11 protein-coding genes, 1 tRNA gene and 1 other RNA gene are annotated in these 16354 nt (G+C 72.7%); 9 read left to right on the top strand and 4 right to left on the bottom strand.

The window, feature by feature from the left end:
• Nucleotides 1-170: 170 nt before the first annotated feature.
• From BLT82_RS16300 to BLT82_RS16290, 3 genes are all read right to left on the bottom strand, one after another.
• Nucleotides 171-1430, bottom strand: coding sequence for an RNA polymerase sigma factor (locus BLT82_RS16300; protein ID WP_093655385.1), 1260 nt, complete (start codon nucleotides 1428-1430; stop codon nucleotides 171-173).
• A gap of 157 nt (nucleotides 1431-1587) precedes the next feature.
• Nucleotides 1588-2004 carry a YciI family protein gene (locus BLT82_RS16295; protein WP_093655383.1) on the bottom strand — a complete coding sequence of 139 codons (417 nt, stop codon included), beginning with the start codon at nucleotides 2002-2004 and terminating at the stop codon, nucleotides 1588-1590.
• Between the two features lie 254 nt (nucleotides 2005-2258).
• Nucleotides 2259-3050 carry a CAP domain-containing protein gene (locus BLT82_RS16290; protein ID WP_093655381.1) on the bottom strand — a complete coding sequence of 264 codons (792 nt, stop codon included), beginning with the start codon at nucleotides 3048-3050 and terminating at the stop codon, nucleotides 2259-2261.
• Nucleotides 3051-4158: 1108 nt separating this feature from the next.
• Between BLT82_RS16290 and BLT82_RS37580 the strand changes: the two genes are divergently transcribed.
• From BLT82_RS37580 to BLT82_RS38690, 3 genes are all read left to right on the top strand, one after another.
• Nucleotides 4159-5646 carry a DUF6777 domain-containing protein gene (locus BLT82_RS37580; RefSeq protein ID WP_107490255.1) on the top strand — a complete coding sequence of 496 codons (1488 nt, stop codon included), beginning with the start codon at nucleotides 4159-4161 and terminating at the stop codon, nucleotides 5644-5646.
• Between the two features lie 42 nt (nucleotides 5647-5688).
• Nucleotides 5689-6402: a DUF899 domain-containing protein gene (locus BLT82_RS16280; protein WP_093655379.1), complete on the top strand. Its 714-nt coding sequence runs from the start codon at nucleotides 5689-5691 to the stop codon at nucleotides 6400-6402.
• A gap of 222 nt (nucleotides 6403-6624) precedes the next feature.
• Nucleotides 6625-7092 carry a zinc-binding dehydrogenase gene (locus BLT82_RS38690; RefSeq protein ID WP_342029413.1) on the top strand — a complete coding sequence of 156 codons (468 nt, stop codon included), beginning with the start codon at nucleotides 6625-6627 and terminating at the stop codon, nucleotides 7090-7092.
• Nucleotides 7093-7225: 133 nt separating this feature from the next.
• Here BLT82_RS38690 and BLT82_RS16270 read toward each other — a convergent pair.
• A tRNA-Ser gene (locus tag BLT82_RS16270) sits at nucleotides 7226-7310 on the bottom strand.
• Between the two features lie 72 nt (nucleotides 7311-7382).
• Here BLT82_RS16270 and ffs point away from each other — a divergent pair.
• The 6 genes from ffs (at nucleotide 7383) to BLT82_RS16240 (ending at nucleotide 16352) form a co-directional block, all read left to right on the top strand.
• An RNA gene (gene ffs, locus BLT82_RS16265) (signal recognition particle sRNA small type) lies at nucleotides 7383-7479 on the top strand.
• A 263-nt stretch (nucleotides 7480-7742) separates the two neighbouring features.
• Nucleotides 7743-10088 (top strand): DNA polymerase III subunit gamma and tau, encoded by a 2346-nt coding sequence (locus BLT82_RS16260; RefSeq protein WP_093655374.1) that lies wholly within the window; start codon nucleotides 7743-7745, stop codon nucleotides 10086-10088.
• 61 nt (nucleotides 10089-10149) lie between these two features.
• Nucleotides 10150-11403 (top strand): phosphoribosylamine--glycine ligase, encoded by a 1254-nt coding sequence (gene purD, locus BLT82_RS16255; RefSeq protein ID WP_093655372.1) that lies wholly within the window; start codon nucleotides 10150-10152, stop codon nucleotides 11401-11403.
• A 480-nt stretch (nucleotides 11404-11883) separates the two neighbouring features.
• Nucleotides 11884-13611 (top strand): M48 family metalloprotease, encoded by a 1728-nt coding sequence (locus BLT82_RS16250; RefSeq protein WP_093655370.1) that lies wholly within the window; start codon nucleotides 11884-11886, stop codon nucleotides 13609-13611.
• Nucleotides 13612-13788: 177 nt separating this feature from the next.
• Nucleotides 13789-15276 (top strand): N,N-dimethylformamidase beta subunit family domain-containing protein, encoded by a 1488-nt coding sequence (locus BLT82_RS16245; protein ID WP_093655367.1) that lies wholly within the window; start codon nucleotides 13789-13791, stop codon nucleotides 15274-15276.
• 176 nt (nucleotides 15277-15452) lie between these two features.
• Entirely contained in the window at nucleotides 15453-16352 is a 900-nt protein-coding gene (locus tag BLT82_RS16240; RefSeq protein WP_093655365.1) for a phosphoribosylaminoimidazolesuccinocarboxamide synthase, read from the top strand.
• Nucleotides 16353-16354: the final 2 nt, after the last annotated feature.

Below are 16354 nucleotides of genomic sequence, written 5' to 3'. Positions count from 1 at the left end.
CAGGGTGTGGGGCAGGACGCGGACAGGGGACTTACCGGCGGTAAGGTACTGGTGGGTCACATGAAATGCCAGAGGTCCGGCAGGACTTCCGAGATGTCCGCGCGCCGCTCACCCCGGGGCTCTCCCACCCCGCGGCCCCCGCCCGCGGCCCCACACTCCGCCCGCCGCCCTCAGCCCCCGTCGCGCCCCGTGTCGCCGTCCTCGCGGAGCCGGGCCGCGCGCATCCGCAGGTAGCGCGACTCGGGAGCGCTGAGCGTGCGCGCGGCGGCTCGCCGGTAGGCGTCGCGGGCGGCGTTAGGGTCCCCGGCCCGCTCCAGCAGATGCGCCCGTACCGCGTCCAGACGGTGATGGCCCGCCAGCCGGTCCTCCAGCGCGCCCAGTTCCGCCAGTCCCGCCTCCGGTCCCGCCACCATCGCGACCGCCACGGCCCTGCCCAGCTCGGCCATCGGCTCGGGGGCGCGCCGCACGAGCACGTCGTACAGCGCGAGGATCTGCGGCCAGTCCGTGTCCTCCGCGCGCGCCGCCTCGTCGTGCAGGGCCGCGATCGCCGCCTGCAACTGGTACGGGCCGGCCGGCCCCTCCGACAGCGCCTCCTCGACCAGGGCGGTGCCCTCGGCGATCTCCTCCCGGTCCCACCGCGCCCGGTCCTGTTCGTCGAGCGGGATCAGCTCTCCGTGCGGGCCGGTGCGCGCCGCGCTGCGGGCATCGGTGAGCAGCATCAGCGCCAGCAGCCCGGTGACCCGGCCCTCCCGCGGCAGCAGCCGGCGCACCGCGCGGGTCAGCCGGATCGCCTCCCGGGCGAGGTCGGCGCGGTGCAGGGTGGCGCCCGAGGTCGCCGTGTAGCCCTCGTTGAAGATCAGGTACAGCACCTGCAGGACGGCGGACAGCCGTTCGTCCCGGTCCTCGGGCCCCGGCGGGCGGAACGGCACACCCTTGATCTTCGCCTTGGCCCGGCTGATGCGCTGCGCCGTCGTCGCCTCGGGGACGAGCAGCGCACGGGCGATCTCCGCCGTCGTCAGACCGCCGACCGCCCGCAGCGTCAGCGCGATCTGCGCGGCGGGCGTCAGCACCGGGTGGCAGCAGAGGAACAGCAGGGTGAGCGTGTCGTCCTCGGACGGGGCGCGGCCCTCCCCGGGCGGCGGTGCCGTGTGCGCGTCGCGCGGGGTGAGCTGTGCGGCGGTCTCCTCCCGGCGTCGCCGCGCCTCGTCGCTGCGCAACTGGTCGGTGAGCCGTCGCGAGGCGACCCGGATCAGCCAGCCGCGCGGATTGTCCGGCACGCCGCCCTCGGGCCACTGCTGTGCTGCGGCGAGCAGGGCTTCCTGCACGGCGTCCTCCGCGGTCGCGAAGTGCCCGTACCGGCGCACCAGCGCGCCGAGGACCTGCGGGGCGTGCAGCCTCAGCAGGTCCTCGACCCCGGTCGTCCGGCTCATCGAAGCCTCACGGACGGCCTCCGGACCGGGGCGGGGCGAACGGCCCCATGGGCCCGCCTGGGCGCGTACGCGATCGGCACGGACCGGTTCATGGCCGGGTGCCGTACGGACCCGGTCAGCGCGTACGCAATCGGCGAGGGGTGCCGTACGGACCCCCTCAGCACAGATCGCCTCCGCCGTCCTGGATCGGCCGGATGACGACGGGGTAGTCGGTCGCCCCCTCGGGGACGGGGCACCGGGCGACCCGGACGGCGATCTCCGTGACCCGCTCCAGGCTCGCGCAGTCCAGCACCCAGTAGCCGGCCAGCAACTCCTTCGTCTCGCCGTACGGGCCGTCCGAGATCACCGGCCGGCCCTCGTCGTCCAGGCTCACCAGTCGCGTCCTGGCGGGCTCGACCAGCCCCTGTGCGTCCACGAGCTCCCCGGACTCGGCCAGGTCGTTGTTGATGGCCTCCATGTGGGAGAACATCGCCTGCAGGTCCTTCTCGCTCCAGGCTGGGCTGTGGGAGGACGGCTGTCCGGTCATCGCCTCGTAGTCGGCCTGCGAGCCCTGGACCATCACCAGATACTTCATGACTTCGCTCCTCGGCTGCGTTGTCGCCCCTCGTGGGCAACTCTCACAGGGGACGTCGGAGCCGTCGCGCGCTTCTCGACACCTCGCACGGATTCTTTCGCCCTCACCCGGCCGCCGGTCCCTGGGCCGCCCGCCCCCCTTGTGCCGCCCCGTCGGCCGGGCACGGCGAAGGCCCCGACCGGGCACGGTCGGGGCCCTTCCGCAGGCCGCGGTGGGGGTCCGTTCGCGGGTGCGTCGAACGGCCGCGGGCGTGGTCAGCGGCTGGTGCCGAAGTCCTGGGTCCAGTAGTTCCCGGGCTGCGCGAGGCCGACGCCGATCTCCTTGAACTCGCAGTTCAGGATGTTCTTCTTGTGGCCCGGGCTGGACATCCAGCCCGCCATGACCTTCTCGGGGGTCTCGTAGCCGTAGGCGACGTTCTCGCCGTACGTGCTCCAGTTGTATCCGGCACGGGTGATCCGGGCGCCCGGGTCCGAGCCGTCGGAGCCCGTGTGGGACATGTTGCGGTGGGCGGCCATGTCCTTGCTGTGGTCCTGAGCGGCCTTGGTCAGTTTGGCGTTGACGGTGACCGGCGAGCATCCGGCCTTGCTGCGCTCGCTGTTGACGAGCTGCACGACGCGCGCGACGGCGCCCGTGGCGGGAGCGGAGGACGCGGGCGTGCTCGGGGAGGCCGTGGGCTTCGGCGCGGCCGGCTTGGGGGCGGCCGGCTTCGGCGCGGCGGGCTTGGCCGGGGCGGGGGCCTGCGGTGCCGGCGAGGCCGGGGCCGAACCGCCGGGCTCGGCGGCACCCGGCTCGGTACCGGGCTGCTCGGCGCCGCCGGGCTCACCACCGTGCTTCTTCTTCCAGTCCCAGCCACCCTGCTGCCAGGGGTTCTCGGCGGAGGCGTTCCTCCACTCCCCCCAGGACCGGGCGTCACGGCCTCCCTGGTGCTCCGGGCTTCCCTGCTGGTCCATACAGGCCATGGCTACGGAAGGCACAGCCACGGCCCCCAGGGCGACGGCGGCGATCGTTATCTTCCGGTGGTGCGTCTTCCTGCGGTGCTTCCTCATGCATGACCTCACTCGGTTTTCGCGGAGCGTCCCCGGGGAACGGTCGACCCGGCACTGGTCCTGTGCTGAGCTGCGGAGACGCCTTTGCGGGCCGCCATTGTTAGAAGCGCCGCCAGGTGGGAGCAATGGGCGTCGTTACTACCTCGGCTCGTAAGGCAGGACGCCTCTTGAAAAGCTCCCGAAGGCGTGCTGGTCCCGGCTCCGACAAGGTGTGCGCTTCTGTCGGCCCGTCAGAAAGCCCTGAGTGCCCGACAACCGGGCGGAAGCGGCGAGCCGGTCGAATACCCCCATGGCCAGCGCGGGACATGTCTCTCTCAAAGTGGACAAGTCTCATTTGTCCAGTCCCGGGCTTTCTACTATCCGGTCGCCCTAATGCGGAATTCGTCGTGACGGATGTCACGAAATAGTCGGGGGGTTTCTGGAACCGCGTGCCCCGATCGGATCGCGGGGCTTGGGGAGGGGTGGGTGGGGCCCCGGTGTTGGCCGACGTCGCGGCCCAGGTCGCACGTCCGGTCTGTCGTCGACGCCGGTTCGCTCTCGGTTCCGTTCTCGCTGCTGGGCCCCGTCCCGTTCCGGGCGGGGCCGAAGGTGTGTGCCCAGCCGCCCGATCCCGCGCGCCCTCACCTGTCAAGTCCCGAAATGCAGCGGCATGACGCGAATGTGACGACCGGGTTTTCCTGAAAGCGGGACCGGTGGAGAGCGCCGCCCTCCCGTGTCGATTCGCGTCGTCCGCACTCTCCGGACGGGTGCGGCAGCGGGAAATCTCCAAGATCCACAATTCCCGGGCCGGAAGCCCATAATGACGATGAGGAGGGCAAATGAGGATGAACGTCATTTCCCTGACATCCCCGATTCCGGGGAGAGTGCCGTGACGTCAGAGCTTCCTCCGTCCGAGCGCCCCACACGACCTACGGGCCCACCGTCCGGTCCGCTGACCGGCCGGTCGTCCGACGAGCGGGAACAGCCTCCGCCGCCCGGCCCTCCGCCCCCGCCCGGCCCCCCGCCCCCGCCCGGCCCACCGGGCGAGTCGCCCGCGTCGGGCGGACCCGACGAGCCGGGCCGTGGCCACGGAAAGCTCCCGATCTGGCGGCGGAGCCGGCTCACCCTGGTGAGCGCCGGCACGGCCGTCGTGGTGGCGATGGCGGTGATCCTCGTGTTCACCCTGATGGGAGGCGGGTCCCAGGGAGGCGGAGAGATCTTCCTCCAGACCGCCTCGGCGGCCGGCCGCGACCCGTTCACCCCGTCGTCGGCCACGGACACCAAGGGCGCCGAGGCTCCGTCCGGCCCCGACACATCGAGAATCGGCTCGCGCACCGTGGCAGTCAGCGGCGCCCATCCCGGGCTGTACGGGGGTACGCAGAACGTCGCCAGCTGCGATGTCGAGAAGCAGATCGCGTATCTCGCGGAGAACGAGGCCAAGGGGAGCGCGTTCGCGGGCGCCCTGCGCATTCCGTCGGCCGAGATCCCGGCGTATCTGCGGTCGCTGACGCCGGTTCGGCTGACCTGGGACACCCGGGTCACCAACCACGGATACCGGGACGGCAGGGCCACCGAGTACCAGGCGGTCCTCCAGGCCGGAACGGCCGTCCTCGTCGACGCCCGCGGCGTTCCGCGCGTGCGCTGCGCCTGTGGCAATCCGTTGGCCCCGGCGGTCGCGGTCCAGGGCGAGCAGAAGTACACGGGCAAGAAGTGGGCGTCCTTCCGTTCGGCGGCCATCGTCGCGGTCGTCCCGGCGCCCAAGCCGATGAAGGCCGTCACGATGTTCGACCCGGAAACCAAGGCGTGGTTCGAGCGCCCGAACGGCGACGCCGAGGGCCGGAGCGATCACCGGATTCCTGCTCCGAAGGGTCAGCCGCCGGACGGCTCCGCTCCGGTCCTGCCCGAACCGTCGGACGACTCCTCGGACGTGTTCCCGGAGGGCGACGAGCAGAGCGAACCCGAGGGGGAGGACCAGGACACGCAGGACGGCCGGACGGACGAGGACAAGGAGAAGGGCACGGAGGAGAAGAAGGACGGCGAGCAGCAGAAGGAGGACGAACCGTCGAACAAGGACGAGGAGACGGGCAAGCCGTCGGACAAGGAGTCGGAGCAGGACGAGGACAAGGAGAAGGGCAAGGACGACGTGAAGGAGGACGAGGACAAGGAGAAGGGCAAGGAGGACGAGAAGAAGGACGAGGACAAGGAGAAGGGCAAGGAGGACGAGAAGAAGGACGAGGACAAGGAGAAGGGCAAGGAGGACGAGAAGAAGGACGAGAAGAAGGACGAGAAGAAGAAGGACGACAAGAAGGAGGACGACAAGAAGGACCGGCCCGTGGCGCCGGACCCGGAGGAGCCGCAGCCGCCTGACGAGCCCGAGAAGCCCGTGGCGCCCGAGACGGAACAGGAGCAGCAGCCCCAGCAGGAAGAGGACCAGCCGGTGGCGCCCGAGCCCGAGCGGCCCCAGCCCCCCGAGCCCGAGGAGCCGGCCGAGCCGCAGCAGCCGGAACAGTCGGAGCAGCAGCTCCCCGAGCCGCCTCCGGCAGAGCAGCCGGAGCAGCCCGCGGAGCCGGAGCAGCCTGCGGGGGAACAGCCTCAGCAGGAGCCGCAGTACTCGTAGTGCCGAAACGAGTCCGGACCCGAAGGGGAAGGTGACGTCACCATGGAGACACCCCCGGTCGTCTCGCCGCAGGAGTGGGAGTCCGCGCGGCAGGAACTGCTCGTCGAGGAGAAGAGGCTGACCCGCGCTCGCGACGCACTGGCCGCCAAGCGCAGGCGGATGCCGTGGCTGGCGGTGGAGAAGGAGTACGAGTTCGAGGGCCCCGAGGGCAAGGCGGGTCTGCTCGACCTCTTCGAGGACCGTCGCCAGCTGGTCGTCTACCGCGCGTTCTTCGAGCCCGGTGTGTTCGGCTGGCCCGACCACGCCTGCCGCGGCTGCTCCATGGTGGCCGACCACGTCGGTCACCTGGCCCATCTGAACGCCCGCGACACCACTCTCGTCTTCGTCTCGCGCGCTCCGCAGCCGGACGTCGAGCGGGTCAAGGCGCGGATGGGCTGGACGATCCCCTGGTACACGATCGCCGGCGACTTCGACGCCGACTTCGGGGTGGACGAGTGGCACGGAACGAACGCGTTCATCCGTGACGGCGACCGAGTGTTCCGCACCTACTTCGTGAACAACCGCGGTGACGAGGCGCTGGGAAGCACCTGGAGCTACCTCGACATGACCGCTCTCGGGCGGCAGGAGACGTGGGAGAACTCGCCCGAGGGCTATCCCCAGACCCCGCCCTACGAATGGTGGAACTGGCACGACGGGTACGGCGACGAGGCGGAACCGGCGCCGGAGTGGCTGGCCAAGACCCGCGGGACCGGATGAGACCTTCGTCCGGGCGGCGACGCCTGCCTCGGGCAAAGACGAGACCCCGGCCGCCGAGCGACCGGGGTCTTCGTTTCGCCTGTGTGCAGGCGTCTGCGCAGCCGTGCAGCATCGTCTCGGCGACCTGGCGGGCCGTGGGCTTGTCGATGGCTTCGGCGACAACGCGCCGGGGCCCGCAAGGTAGCGGTCGACGGCCTTGCGGAACAACTGCTCCTTGTTGCCGTGGGCGGCGTAGCTGCTGCGCCGGTTGATGCCCAGGTCAGGGGCTTCCAACCGCGCGCCGCGCAGGCCCGGTTCGTCCGCGCCGGCGCCGACCGGCTCGCCCGCAAGCCCACGGCGCTGGCCACGGGTGGCATCAGCAGCTTTCCGTTCCTGGAATCCCTGGGCGCGACCCCGAGCGAGTACGGCGACGGCCTGACCGAGCGCATCCGTAAAGCGGCACCGGGGTCCGTGACCGCTCCTATCGACCACTTCGGACGCTGCAACGTCGCGACGGCACTGGATCCCGGAAGGCTCGCAGAGATGGCCGAAGCGGGGCGCCTGGTCTTCCCGATCGATTCCAGCTACCCACTCGCCGACGTACGCGCCGCGTACAACCAGCTCGCCGAGCGCCCCACGCGAGGGAAGATCGTCCTGCCCATGAGCCGGGCCGCACAGCCCGCACCGACGGTCGCGCCTCCGCTGTGGTGAGCCGACTCACTGTGCCGCCTGGCGCGCCCCGCCTCGGCATGCCACAACTGAGACCAAGACTGAGAGACCACCAAACAGCGAGGTCCCCGACCGGCATCCGGTCGGGGACCTCGTTTGCCCAGCTGGGCGGCTGCGGAGGATACGAGATTCGAACTCGTGAGGGGTTGCCCCCAACACGCTTTCCAAGCGTGCGCCCTAGGCCTCTAGGCGAATCCTCCGCCGGAAACATTACATGACGCGGAGGAGTGCTCGCGAACTCGTTCCCCGCCCCCACCATCAGGTAGTCTGTGCGCAGCCCCTCACGTGGCGCTATCTGACTGAACTCCCCCAGGGCCGGAAGGCAGCAAGGGTAGGTCGGCTCTGGCGGGTGCGTGGGGGGCCCTTTGCGTTCCGGGCCGGCAGTCGTGGTCGGGCCGGGAGACCGGATCCCGCCCGAAGATCGGAAACGGTCCTGGAGATCCCGTACTCGAGCCGAGGATGAGCCGCCGGACCGCCGAGCCCGCTGCCGAGGATGGGCTGCCGGACCGCCGAGCCCGGAACCGGCCCCACGGCCCCGAGCCCGGCCTCGGCGGCCCCGCAACACCGCGGCCCCGGGCGCTGTGCCCCTGCGGCCGCCGTGATTGTCGGCGGGCCCCGATAACCTCGTATGCGTGTCGTCCCTTGCGCTGTACCGCCGCTACCGACCCGAGTCCTTCGCCGAGGTCATCGGGCAGGAGCATGTCACCGACCCGCTGCAGCAGGCGCTGCGGAACAACCGGGTCAATCACGCGTACCTGTTCAGCGGGCCGCGCGGATGCGGAAAGACGACCAGTGCCCGCATCCTCGCGCGGTGCCTGAACTGTGAGCAGGGCCCCACTCCCACTCCCTGCGGCGAGTGCCAGTCCTGCCGCGACCTCGCGCGCAACGGGCCGGGGTCGATCGACGTCATCGAGATCGACGCCGCATCGCACGGTGGTGTGGACGACGCCCGCGAACTGCGGGAGAAGGCGTTCTTCGGGCCCGCCTCCAGCCGGTACAAGATCTACATCATCGACGAGGCCCACATGGTCACCTCGGCGGGCTTCAACGCCCTGCTGAAGGTGGTCGAGGAGCCGCCGGAGCACCTCAAGTTCATCTTCGCGACGACCGAGCCCGAGAAGGTCATCGGGACGATCCGCTCGCGTACGCACCACTATCCGTTCCGTCTCGTGCCGCCCGGGACCCTGCGGGAGTACCTGGGCGAGGTGTGCGGCAGGGAGCGGATTCCCGTCGAGGAAGGGGTCCTTCCGCTGGTCGTGCGGGCCGGCGCGGGTTCGGTGCGTGACTCGATGTCGGTGATGGACCAGCTGCTGGCCGGCGCGACGGACGACGGTGTGACGTACGCCATGGCGACGGCCCTCCTGGGGTACACGGACGGATCGTTGCTGGACTCGGTCGTGGAGGCCTTCGCCTCGGGCGACGGTGCCGCGGCGTTCGAGGTCGTGGACCGCGTCATCGAGGGCGGCAACGACCCGCGCCGTTTCGTCGCGGATCTGCTGGAGCGACTGCGGGACCTGGTGATCCTCGCCGCGGTACCGGACGCGGGCGAGAAGGGTCTCATCGACGGCCCGGCGGACGTGATCGAGCGGATGCAGGCGCAGGCCCAGGTGTTCGGCGCCGCCGAGCTCAGCCGGGCCGCGGACATGGTCAACACCGGTCTGACGGAGATGCGCGGCGCCACCTCGCCCCGGCTGCAGCTGGAGCTGATCTGCGCCCGGGTGCTGCTGCCGGCGGCCTTCGACGACGAGCGGTCCCTGCAGGCCAGGCTCGACCGGCTGGAGCGCGGAGCGGCCGCGGCGTTCCCGGCGCCGGGCTCCGGGCCGGCGATGGGCTACGTACCAGGCCCGGAGGCGCATGCGCCCATGGTTCCGGGCGGTGCCGCCGCCGCGCGCGCGGCGGTACGGGGCGGGGGAGCGGCCCCCGACCAGCCGCAGCCCGTTCAGCAGCAGCCCGTTCAGTCGCAGCCCGACCAGTCGCAGCCCGCTCAGCCGCAGGCCGCCCAGTCGGAGCCGGGCCCGGCCGGGGTGCAGCGGCCCCAGCCCGCACAGGCTCCCCAGCGGCCCGAGGCGGAGCCCGCCCCGTCCGAGGCCCCGCGATCCCCGGCCGGCCCGTCCCCGGCCCCCGCGCAGGAGTCCACCGCGCCGCGGCCGGGTGCCTGGCCGGGAGCCGCGGCCCCCGCCTCCGGTGGTCCCGCCGCCGCACGGCCGGGTGCCTGGCCCTCGGCCGCCGCGCCCGGCCAGGGTGCCCGCCCTTCGGCGACTCCCGCGCCGGCGGCCTCCGCGCCGGCGACCCCCGCCCCCGCCCCCGCGCCGGCGGCCCGGTCTCAGGCCGTCGCGCCCGCCGCGGCCCAGGGAGCCGCCCAGGTGCGCAACATGTGGCCGGACATCCTGGAGGCGGTGAAGAACCGCCGCCGCTTCACCTGGATCCTGCTCAGCCAGAACGCGCAGGTGGCGGGCTTCGACGGCACCACCCTCCAACTCGGCTTCATCAACGCCGGAGCACGCGACAACTTCGCGAGCAGCGGCAGCGAGGACGTGCTGAGGCAGGCGCTGTCCGAGCAGTTCAATCTGCAGTGGAAGATCGAGGCGATCATCGATCCGTCGGGAGGTGCGGGTCAGCCCCCGTCCGGCCCGGGCGGATCGTCCGGAGGCGGCTACGGCGGCCGGCCCGCCCAGTCCCCTGCCTCCTCCGCACCGCCCGCACCCCAGTCGTCGCAGGCTCCGCGGCCGCCCCAGCAGCCTTCGGCGCCTTCCGCCCCGCCCCCGGCGGGCGGATCGGGCGGTCCGGCGCCGCAGCAGGGGCCGTCCGGCGCGGAGTCCGCACGGGCCGCGGCCCCGCCCGCGCGGCAGCCCGTGGCGATCGAGGACGACATTCCGGAAGAGGACGATCCGGACCTCGTGGACTCGGCTCTGTCCGGTCACGACCTGATCGTGAGGGAGCTCGGCGCCACCGTTGTGGAGGAATACACAAACGAGTAGGCGGGGCCGCTTCGGCGGCCCGCACAAGGTCGCCGGCGGCGAGCGGGCTACCCTGGCTGCCGTGAAGGTCCTCGTCATCGGCGGCGGCGCCCGCGAACATGCCCTGTGCCGCGCTCTCTCCCTCGACCCCGACGTCTCCGCTCTGCACTGCGCGCCCGGCAACGCCGGAATCGCGGACGTCGCCGAGCTGCACACGGTGGACGCCCTCGACGGCGACGCCGTGGCCGAGCTCGCTCGCAGGCTCGAGGCCGATCTGGTCGTCGTCGGCCCCGAAGCGCCGCTCGTCGCCGGTGTCGCCGACGCCGTACGGGCCGCGGGCGTGCCCTGCTTCGGTCCCTCCCGTGAGGCGGCCCAGCTCGAGGGCTCCAAGGCCTTCGCGAAGGAAGTGATGGCCGCGGCGAACGTGCCGACGGCGCGCAGCTACGTCTGCACCACTCCGGAGGAGGTCGACGAGGCTCTGGACGCGTTCGGTGCGCCCTACGTCGTCAAGGACGACGGGCTCGCCGCCGGCAAGGGCGTCGTCGTGACCGCCGATCTGGAGCAGGCACGGGAGCACGCGCTGGCCTGCGGCCGAGTGGTCATCGAGGAGTACCTGGACGGTCCCGAGGTCTCGCTCTTCGCCATCACCGACGGCGAGACGGTGCTTCCGCTGCAGCCGGCGCAGGACTTCAAGCGCGCGCTGGACGATGACGAGGGGCCCAACACGGGAGGCATGGGCGCCTACTCGCCGCTTCCGTGGGCCGATCCGAAGCTGGTCGACGAGGTCATGGAGAGCGTGCTCCAGCCCACCGTGGACGAGCTCCGCCGTCGAGGCACGCCGTTCTCGGGCCTGCTGTACGCGGGCCTCGCGATCACCAGCCGCGGTGTGCGGGTGATCGAGTTCAACGCCCGCTTCGGCGACCCCGAGACCCAGGTGGTGCTGGCCCGGCTGAAGACCCCGCTCGCCGGCGTCCTCCTGAACGCGGCGCGGGGCACGCTCGCCGACGAGCCGCCGCTGAAGTGGCGCGGCGACTCCGCCGTGACCGTCGTCATCGCCTCCCACAACTACCCGGCCACGCCCCGCACCGGTGACCCGATCGGCGGACTCGACGAGGTCGCCGCGCAGGACGCGCCGCACGCGTACGTCCTGCACGCCGGGACCAGGCGGGAAGGCGACGCGATCGTCAGCGCGGGCGGCCGGGTGCTGTCGGTGACCGCGACCGGCGGGGATCTGACCGAGGCCCGCGACCGCGCGTACACCGCGGTGGACCGCATTCGCCTGGACGGCTCGCACCATCGCAGGGACATCGCCGCGAAGGCCGCCTCCCACGCCTGACGGGCACTGCGCACGACCCCGACCGACCGGCCCGTACGGTCCGGCGGTCGGGGTCGTCCCGTCCGTGCGGGGCGGGAGCCGGCCCCTGGGCCCGCCCGCGGCGGCCCGCGAGCCGTTTCCGCGCGACCCCTGTCCGACGGGCCCCGGACACGTCCGGCCTACCGCCCCCTCGCGGTCCGTTCGCCTGACCGCCGCGCGGCCGTCCCCCATGGGGCGGTGCCCGGGCACACATCCGGTGGCCGCGTGCCGTTCGGCGAGGTCCGGGCACCTGCAAGACCCCGGTCACAATGTCAGCAGCTTTGCCCAAAGGCATTCCATCGAGTGACCGCTGCCCCATCCGGATGACGACCGGGGAAGGCCCAACTAGGGTGCGGCGCAAGCGTTCCGGCACTTGGCCCACCGACATTGCGATGTCTGTGACGGGTGCCACAGTGGGGGAGTGAGCAACGCCGCCGCAGGGCAGAGGGGGTGAGTCCGGCCGTGTCCGGAACCGTCGTCGGTGAGGAGGCGGGCGCGCTGGCCGCGCGTTCCCGTGCCCTCGCCGTGCTGCGGGTGCGCAGCAGGGCACTGGCCCTGGTGCTGCTGCCCGCCGCCGTCGCCGTCGTGCTGCTCGTCGGGGGGTCCACCGGCCGGATCGGCGGTGGCTCGTGGGACGTCGCGCGCTGGGTGGTGACGTCGGCCGCCGTGGTCGTGCTGCTCGCCGCCGCCGCGGTGGCCGCCGTCATAGCCCGGGCCAGGCCCGCCGTCAGCCCGACGGTGCCGCTGGCCCCGGCCGCGGCTCCCGATCTGTACCGGCTGGTGGAGGACCTGGCCGACCGCATGGACGTGCCGGCGCCCTCCGCCATAGCCCTCACCCCTGACTGCGACAGCTGGCTGGAGGACCGTACGCACCGGGCGCACGGTCCACGCCGCAGCCCGCGTGCCAACCCCGGGGACGGCGCGCCCGTCCTGGTCATCGGCTCCCCGTTCCTGTGGTGGATGCGGGTCGCCGAGCTGCGCGCCGTGCTCGCGCCGGTCGTCGCCGGCACGGGCCCCTCGGCGCATCCGGACATAGCCGCGGCCCGCCGCTTCCTGCGTGGTCTTGACGCCGCTGCCGGGCTCGCGGCCCGTCCCGGGCTGGGCCCGGTGCAAGGGCTCGGCTGTGCGGCCGTCGGCAGAGTCGCCCGGGTTCTCCTGCGCAGCTGTCGCGGCCATGCCGCCGAGATGGAGCGCGGGGTCGCCGCGGCCGCCTCCGAGCGCGCACAGGCCGTGGACTACGGGCTGCGGATCGTGGCCCAGGAGCAGGTCGGCCTCGCCTACGCGGGGTGGGACCGCCTGCTGACGCGGGTGGCCCTGCCCGCCTGGCGGATGGGCCGGTGGCCGAGCCGTCTCGACGCGGGGGTGGTCTCGGCGCTGACCGAGCTGTCCCGCCGCGACCGGCTGGCGGAAGGCTTCGCCTCCCGGCTCGGGGAGCGTCCCGCCTGCGATCTGCTGGAGGAGCCGGGGGCGGTGGACGAGGCCGCGTCGCTGCTGGCCGCCAGGCTGTTCCACGGAGGGCCCGCCGAGATCGGGCCGGACTGGTCGCCGGTGGACTGGCAGCAGTACCCGGAAGAGGTCGTCGACCGGAAGTGGCGCACGGAGGCGGCCCGGCTGCACCGGGTTCTGGACGCGATGGGCGTACGGCCGTCGGCAGGCGGGCCCGGCGGGCCCACCCTGGCCCGCGTGATGGAGCACATCGCCGGCGGCGCGGGGGCGGTGCCCCGGCCGTCGGCGGCCGGCCCCACGGACGTGCCGCCCGTGCCCGAGGCCCCCGGGACCGATGGGCCCGGTGCCGCCCTCGCGGCCGGGATCAGCGCCGACGTGGCCCGTGAGGAGGCCGCCCGCGAGCGCTCGGCGACCCCGCCCAGGGCCCCGGACTGCGCGGGTGACGAGCCGGACCTCTGGGGCACCGACCCGCTGCCGCTCGTCCCGCTCCAGCCGCCGCGCACCGCGCGGGAGCTGCTCGCCGACCATGTGACCGCGATGGTGTGCTGCGCGGCGGTGGACACCGCTGGCGCCACCCCGGGCATGGACTGGCTGGACGGGCCTGCCCTGCTCATCAACGGCGAGCGCCGTGCGGACCTGGGGGCGCGGGTGCTGAGCCTGGTCGAGGACGGAGACCCGGAGCCGCTGCGGGCATGGCTCGCGTCGGCAGGCGTCCGGGCCGAGAAGCCGATCCGGCTGGTGTGACGGCCGATGCACGGTCGGCCCGGCCGGTTTTCGCCATCTAAGGCTGGAATGTTGCGTTCCGTTCACGTCAATTCACGACGAACGGTGACGGAGTGCGTGCGTTATGTGATGTGCTGGGACCGGCGCTGACGGTCAGCGCGCCAGGACCGGTTTCGGGGGACGAGGGAGGGGCGCACCATGGGGGCGGAGAAGATCCGTCGGACGGAGCCGATCCGGCGCTGGGAGTCGGGCGCCCTCGCCCATGCGGTCACGGATCCGTTCGGTCAGGGCCCGCTGCCCTGGCTTCGCGGCAGCGAGCACTACTTCGACGACACCGGCCAGGTCGTGCCCTGGTACGCGGACCCGGACGCGGCGGCAGGACGCGGCGGGCGCTCCCGCGGCCTCCGTACCGCCGACGACGTGCACCGGCAGATCAAGGGCTTCGCGTCCAATGGCGCGGTCGCCCCCGGCGAGGCCATCGACTTCCACGTCACGGTCGACCCGCCCCAGCGTTTCTCGGTCGACGTGTACCGCATCGGTCACTACGGTGGCGACGGCGCCGCCAAGATCATCACGAGCCCTCGTCTCGCCGGCATCGTCCAGCCGCCGCCGCTCACCGCCGACCGCACGGTGTCGTGCCACCACTGGTGGCTCTCCTGGCGGCTGCAGGTCCCGTCGTACTGGTCCGTCGGCGCCTACGTCGCCGTACTCACCACCGAGGACGGCTACCGCTCCCACATCCCCTTCACGGTCCGCGACAGCCGGCCCGCCGATCTGCTGCTGCTGATGCCCGACATCACCTGGCAGGCTTACAACCTCTATCCGGAGGACGGCCGGACCGGCGCCAGCCTGTACCACGCCTGGGACGAGCACGGCCGGCTGCTCGGCGAGAACGACGCCGCGATCACGGTCTCCTTCGACCGCCCGTACGCCGGTGCGGGCCTCCCGCTGCACGTCGGGCACGCGTACGACTTCATCCGCTGGGCGGAGCGGTACGGCTACGACCTCGCGTACGCCGACACCCGTGATCTGCACGCGGGTCGGGTCGACCCGACCCGCTACCGCGGCCTGGTGTTCCCCGGGCACGACGAGTACTGGTCGGCGCCCATGCGCCGGACCACGGAGCTGGCCCGTGAGCACGGCACGTCCCTCGTGTTCCTCTCGGCCAACACCATGTACTGGCAGGTGGAACTCGGCCCGTCCCCGTCCGGCGTCGCCGACCGGCTGCTGACCTGCCGCAAGCGACGCGGCCCCGGCCGCTCCGCCCTCTGGCGCGAGATCGACCGCGCCGAGCAGCAGCTGCTCGGCATCCAGTACGCGGGCCGCGTGCCCGAGCCCCACCCGATGGTCGTGCGCAACGCCGACCACTGGCTGTGGGAGGCGACCGGGGCGGGGGACGGCGACGAGATCCCCGGGCTGGTCGCGGGCGAGGCCGACCGCTACTTCCCCCGCACGCCGCTCCCCGAGCACGAGGGGCGGATCCTGCTGGCGCACTCCCCCTACACCGACGGCGACGGCGCCACCCGCCATCAGGAGACCTCGCTCTACCGGGCCCCCTCCGGCGCACTCGTCTTCGCGTCGGGCACGTTCGCATGGTCCCCGGGGCTCGACCGGCCGGGCCATGTGGACGAGCGCATCCAGCGGGCCACCGCCAACCTCCTCGACCGGATCTGCAAACGCGACTGAGCCCCGTACGGAGGGGTCCCGTACTGAGGGGTCCCCCGACCGAGGGAACGTCGCCGGCCGAGGGGTGCCCGGCCGGGAGCCCTCGTCAGAGGGGCCGGGCCGACCCTCCGGCCTCTCGCGGTCCCCGGGTGCGAGAGAATCGGAAGCGCTCCTGGATCAACCTACGCGGAGGAACCGTGTCCGGATTCGTAGAAAAGCCCGAGCCGATTCAGGTTCCGGGCCTCACCCATCTCCACACGGGCAAGGTCCGCGATCTCTACGAGAACGAGGCCGGGGACCTCGTGATGGTGGCGAGCGACCGCATCTCCGCCTACGACTGGGTGCTGCCCACCGAGATCCCGGACAAGGGACGGGTGCTCACCCGGCTCTCCCTGTGGTGGTTCGACCGCCTGGCGGACCTCGTCCCCAACCATGTGATCTCCACCGACCTCCCGGCCGGCGCACCGGCCGACTGGGCGGGCCGCACCCTCGTCTGCCGGGCCCTCGACATGGTGCCGGTCGAGTGCGTCGCCCGCGGCTACCTCACCGGCTCCGGCCTCGCCGAGTACGACCAGACCCGTACGGTCTGCGGGCTGGCCCTCCCCGAGGGGCTCGTGGACGGTTCGGAGCTGCCCGCCCCGATCTTCACCCCCGCGACCAAGGCCGCCGTCGGCGACCACGACGAGAACGTGTCCTTCGAGGAGGTCGCCCGCCAGGTCGGCGCGGATACCGCCGCGCTGCTGCGCCGGACGACGCTCGACGTCTACGCCCGCGCCCGTGACATCGCCCGCGAGCGCGGCATCATCCTCGCCGACACCAAGTTCGAGTTCGGCTTCGACGGCGAGCGGCTGATCATCGCGGACGAGGTGCTGACCCCGGACTCCTCGCGTTTCTGGCCGGCCGACCAGTGGCAGCCGGGCCGGGCCCAGCCGTCGTACGACAAGCAGTACGTGCGCGACTGGCTGACGTCGCCGGCCTCCGGCTGGGACCGCAGGAGCGAGCAGCCCCCGCCGGCCCTACCGCAGGACGTCGTGGAGTCGACCCGCGCCCGGTACCTGGAGGCGTACGAACTGCTGACCGGCACCGCCTGGGCGTGACA

The sequence above is a fragment of the Streptomyces wuyuanensis genome (assembly GCF_900103455.1).
Lineage (GTDB): Bacteria > Actinomycetota > Actinomycetes > Streptomycetales > Streptomycetaceae > Streptomyces > Streptomyces wuyuanensis.
The sequence above is the reverse complement of the archived record's forward strand: the minus strand, read 5'-3'. Positions and strand labels throughout refer to the sequence as shown.

Excerpts from the sequence above, each read along its gene's own strand:
- BLT82_RS16290 (WP_093655381.1), bottom strand. The coding sequence starts at position 3,050 with ATGAGGAAGCACCGCAGGAAGACGCACCACCGGAAGATAACGATCGCC.
- BLT82_RS16280 (WP_093655379.1), top strand. The coding sequence starts at position 5,689 with ATGGAGACACCCCCGGTCGTCTCGCCGCAGGAGTGGGAGTCCGCGCGG.
- BLT82_RS16300 (WP_093655385.1), bottom strand. The coding sequence starts at position 1,430 with ATGAGCCGGACGACCGGGGTCGAGGACCTGCTGAGGCTGCACGCCCCG.
- BLT82_RS16245 (WP_093655367.1), top strand. The coding sequence starts at position 13,789 with ATGGGGGCGGAGAAGATCCGTCGGACGGAGCCGATCCGGCGCTGGGAG.
- BLT82_RS16295 (WP_093655383.1), bottom strand. The coding sequence starts at position 2,004 with ATGAAGTATCTGGTGATGGTCCAGGGCTCGCAGGCCGACTACGAGGCG.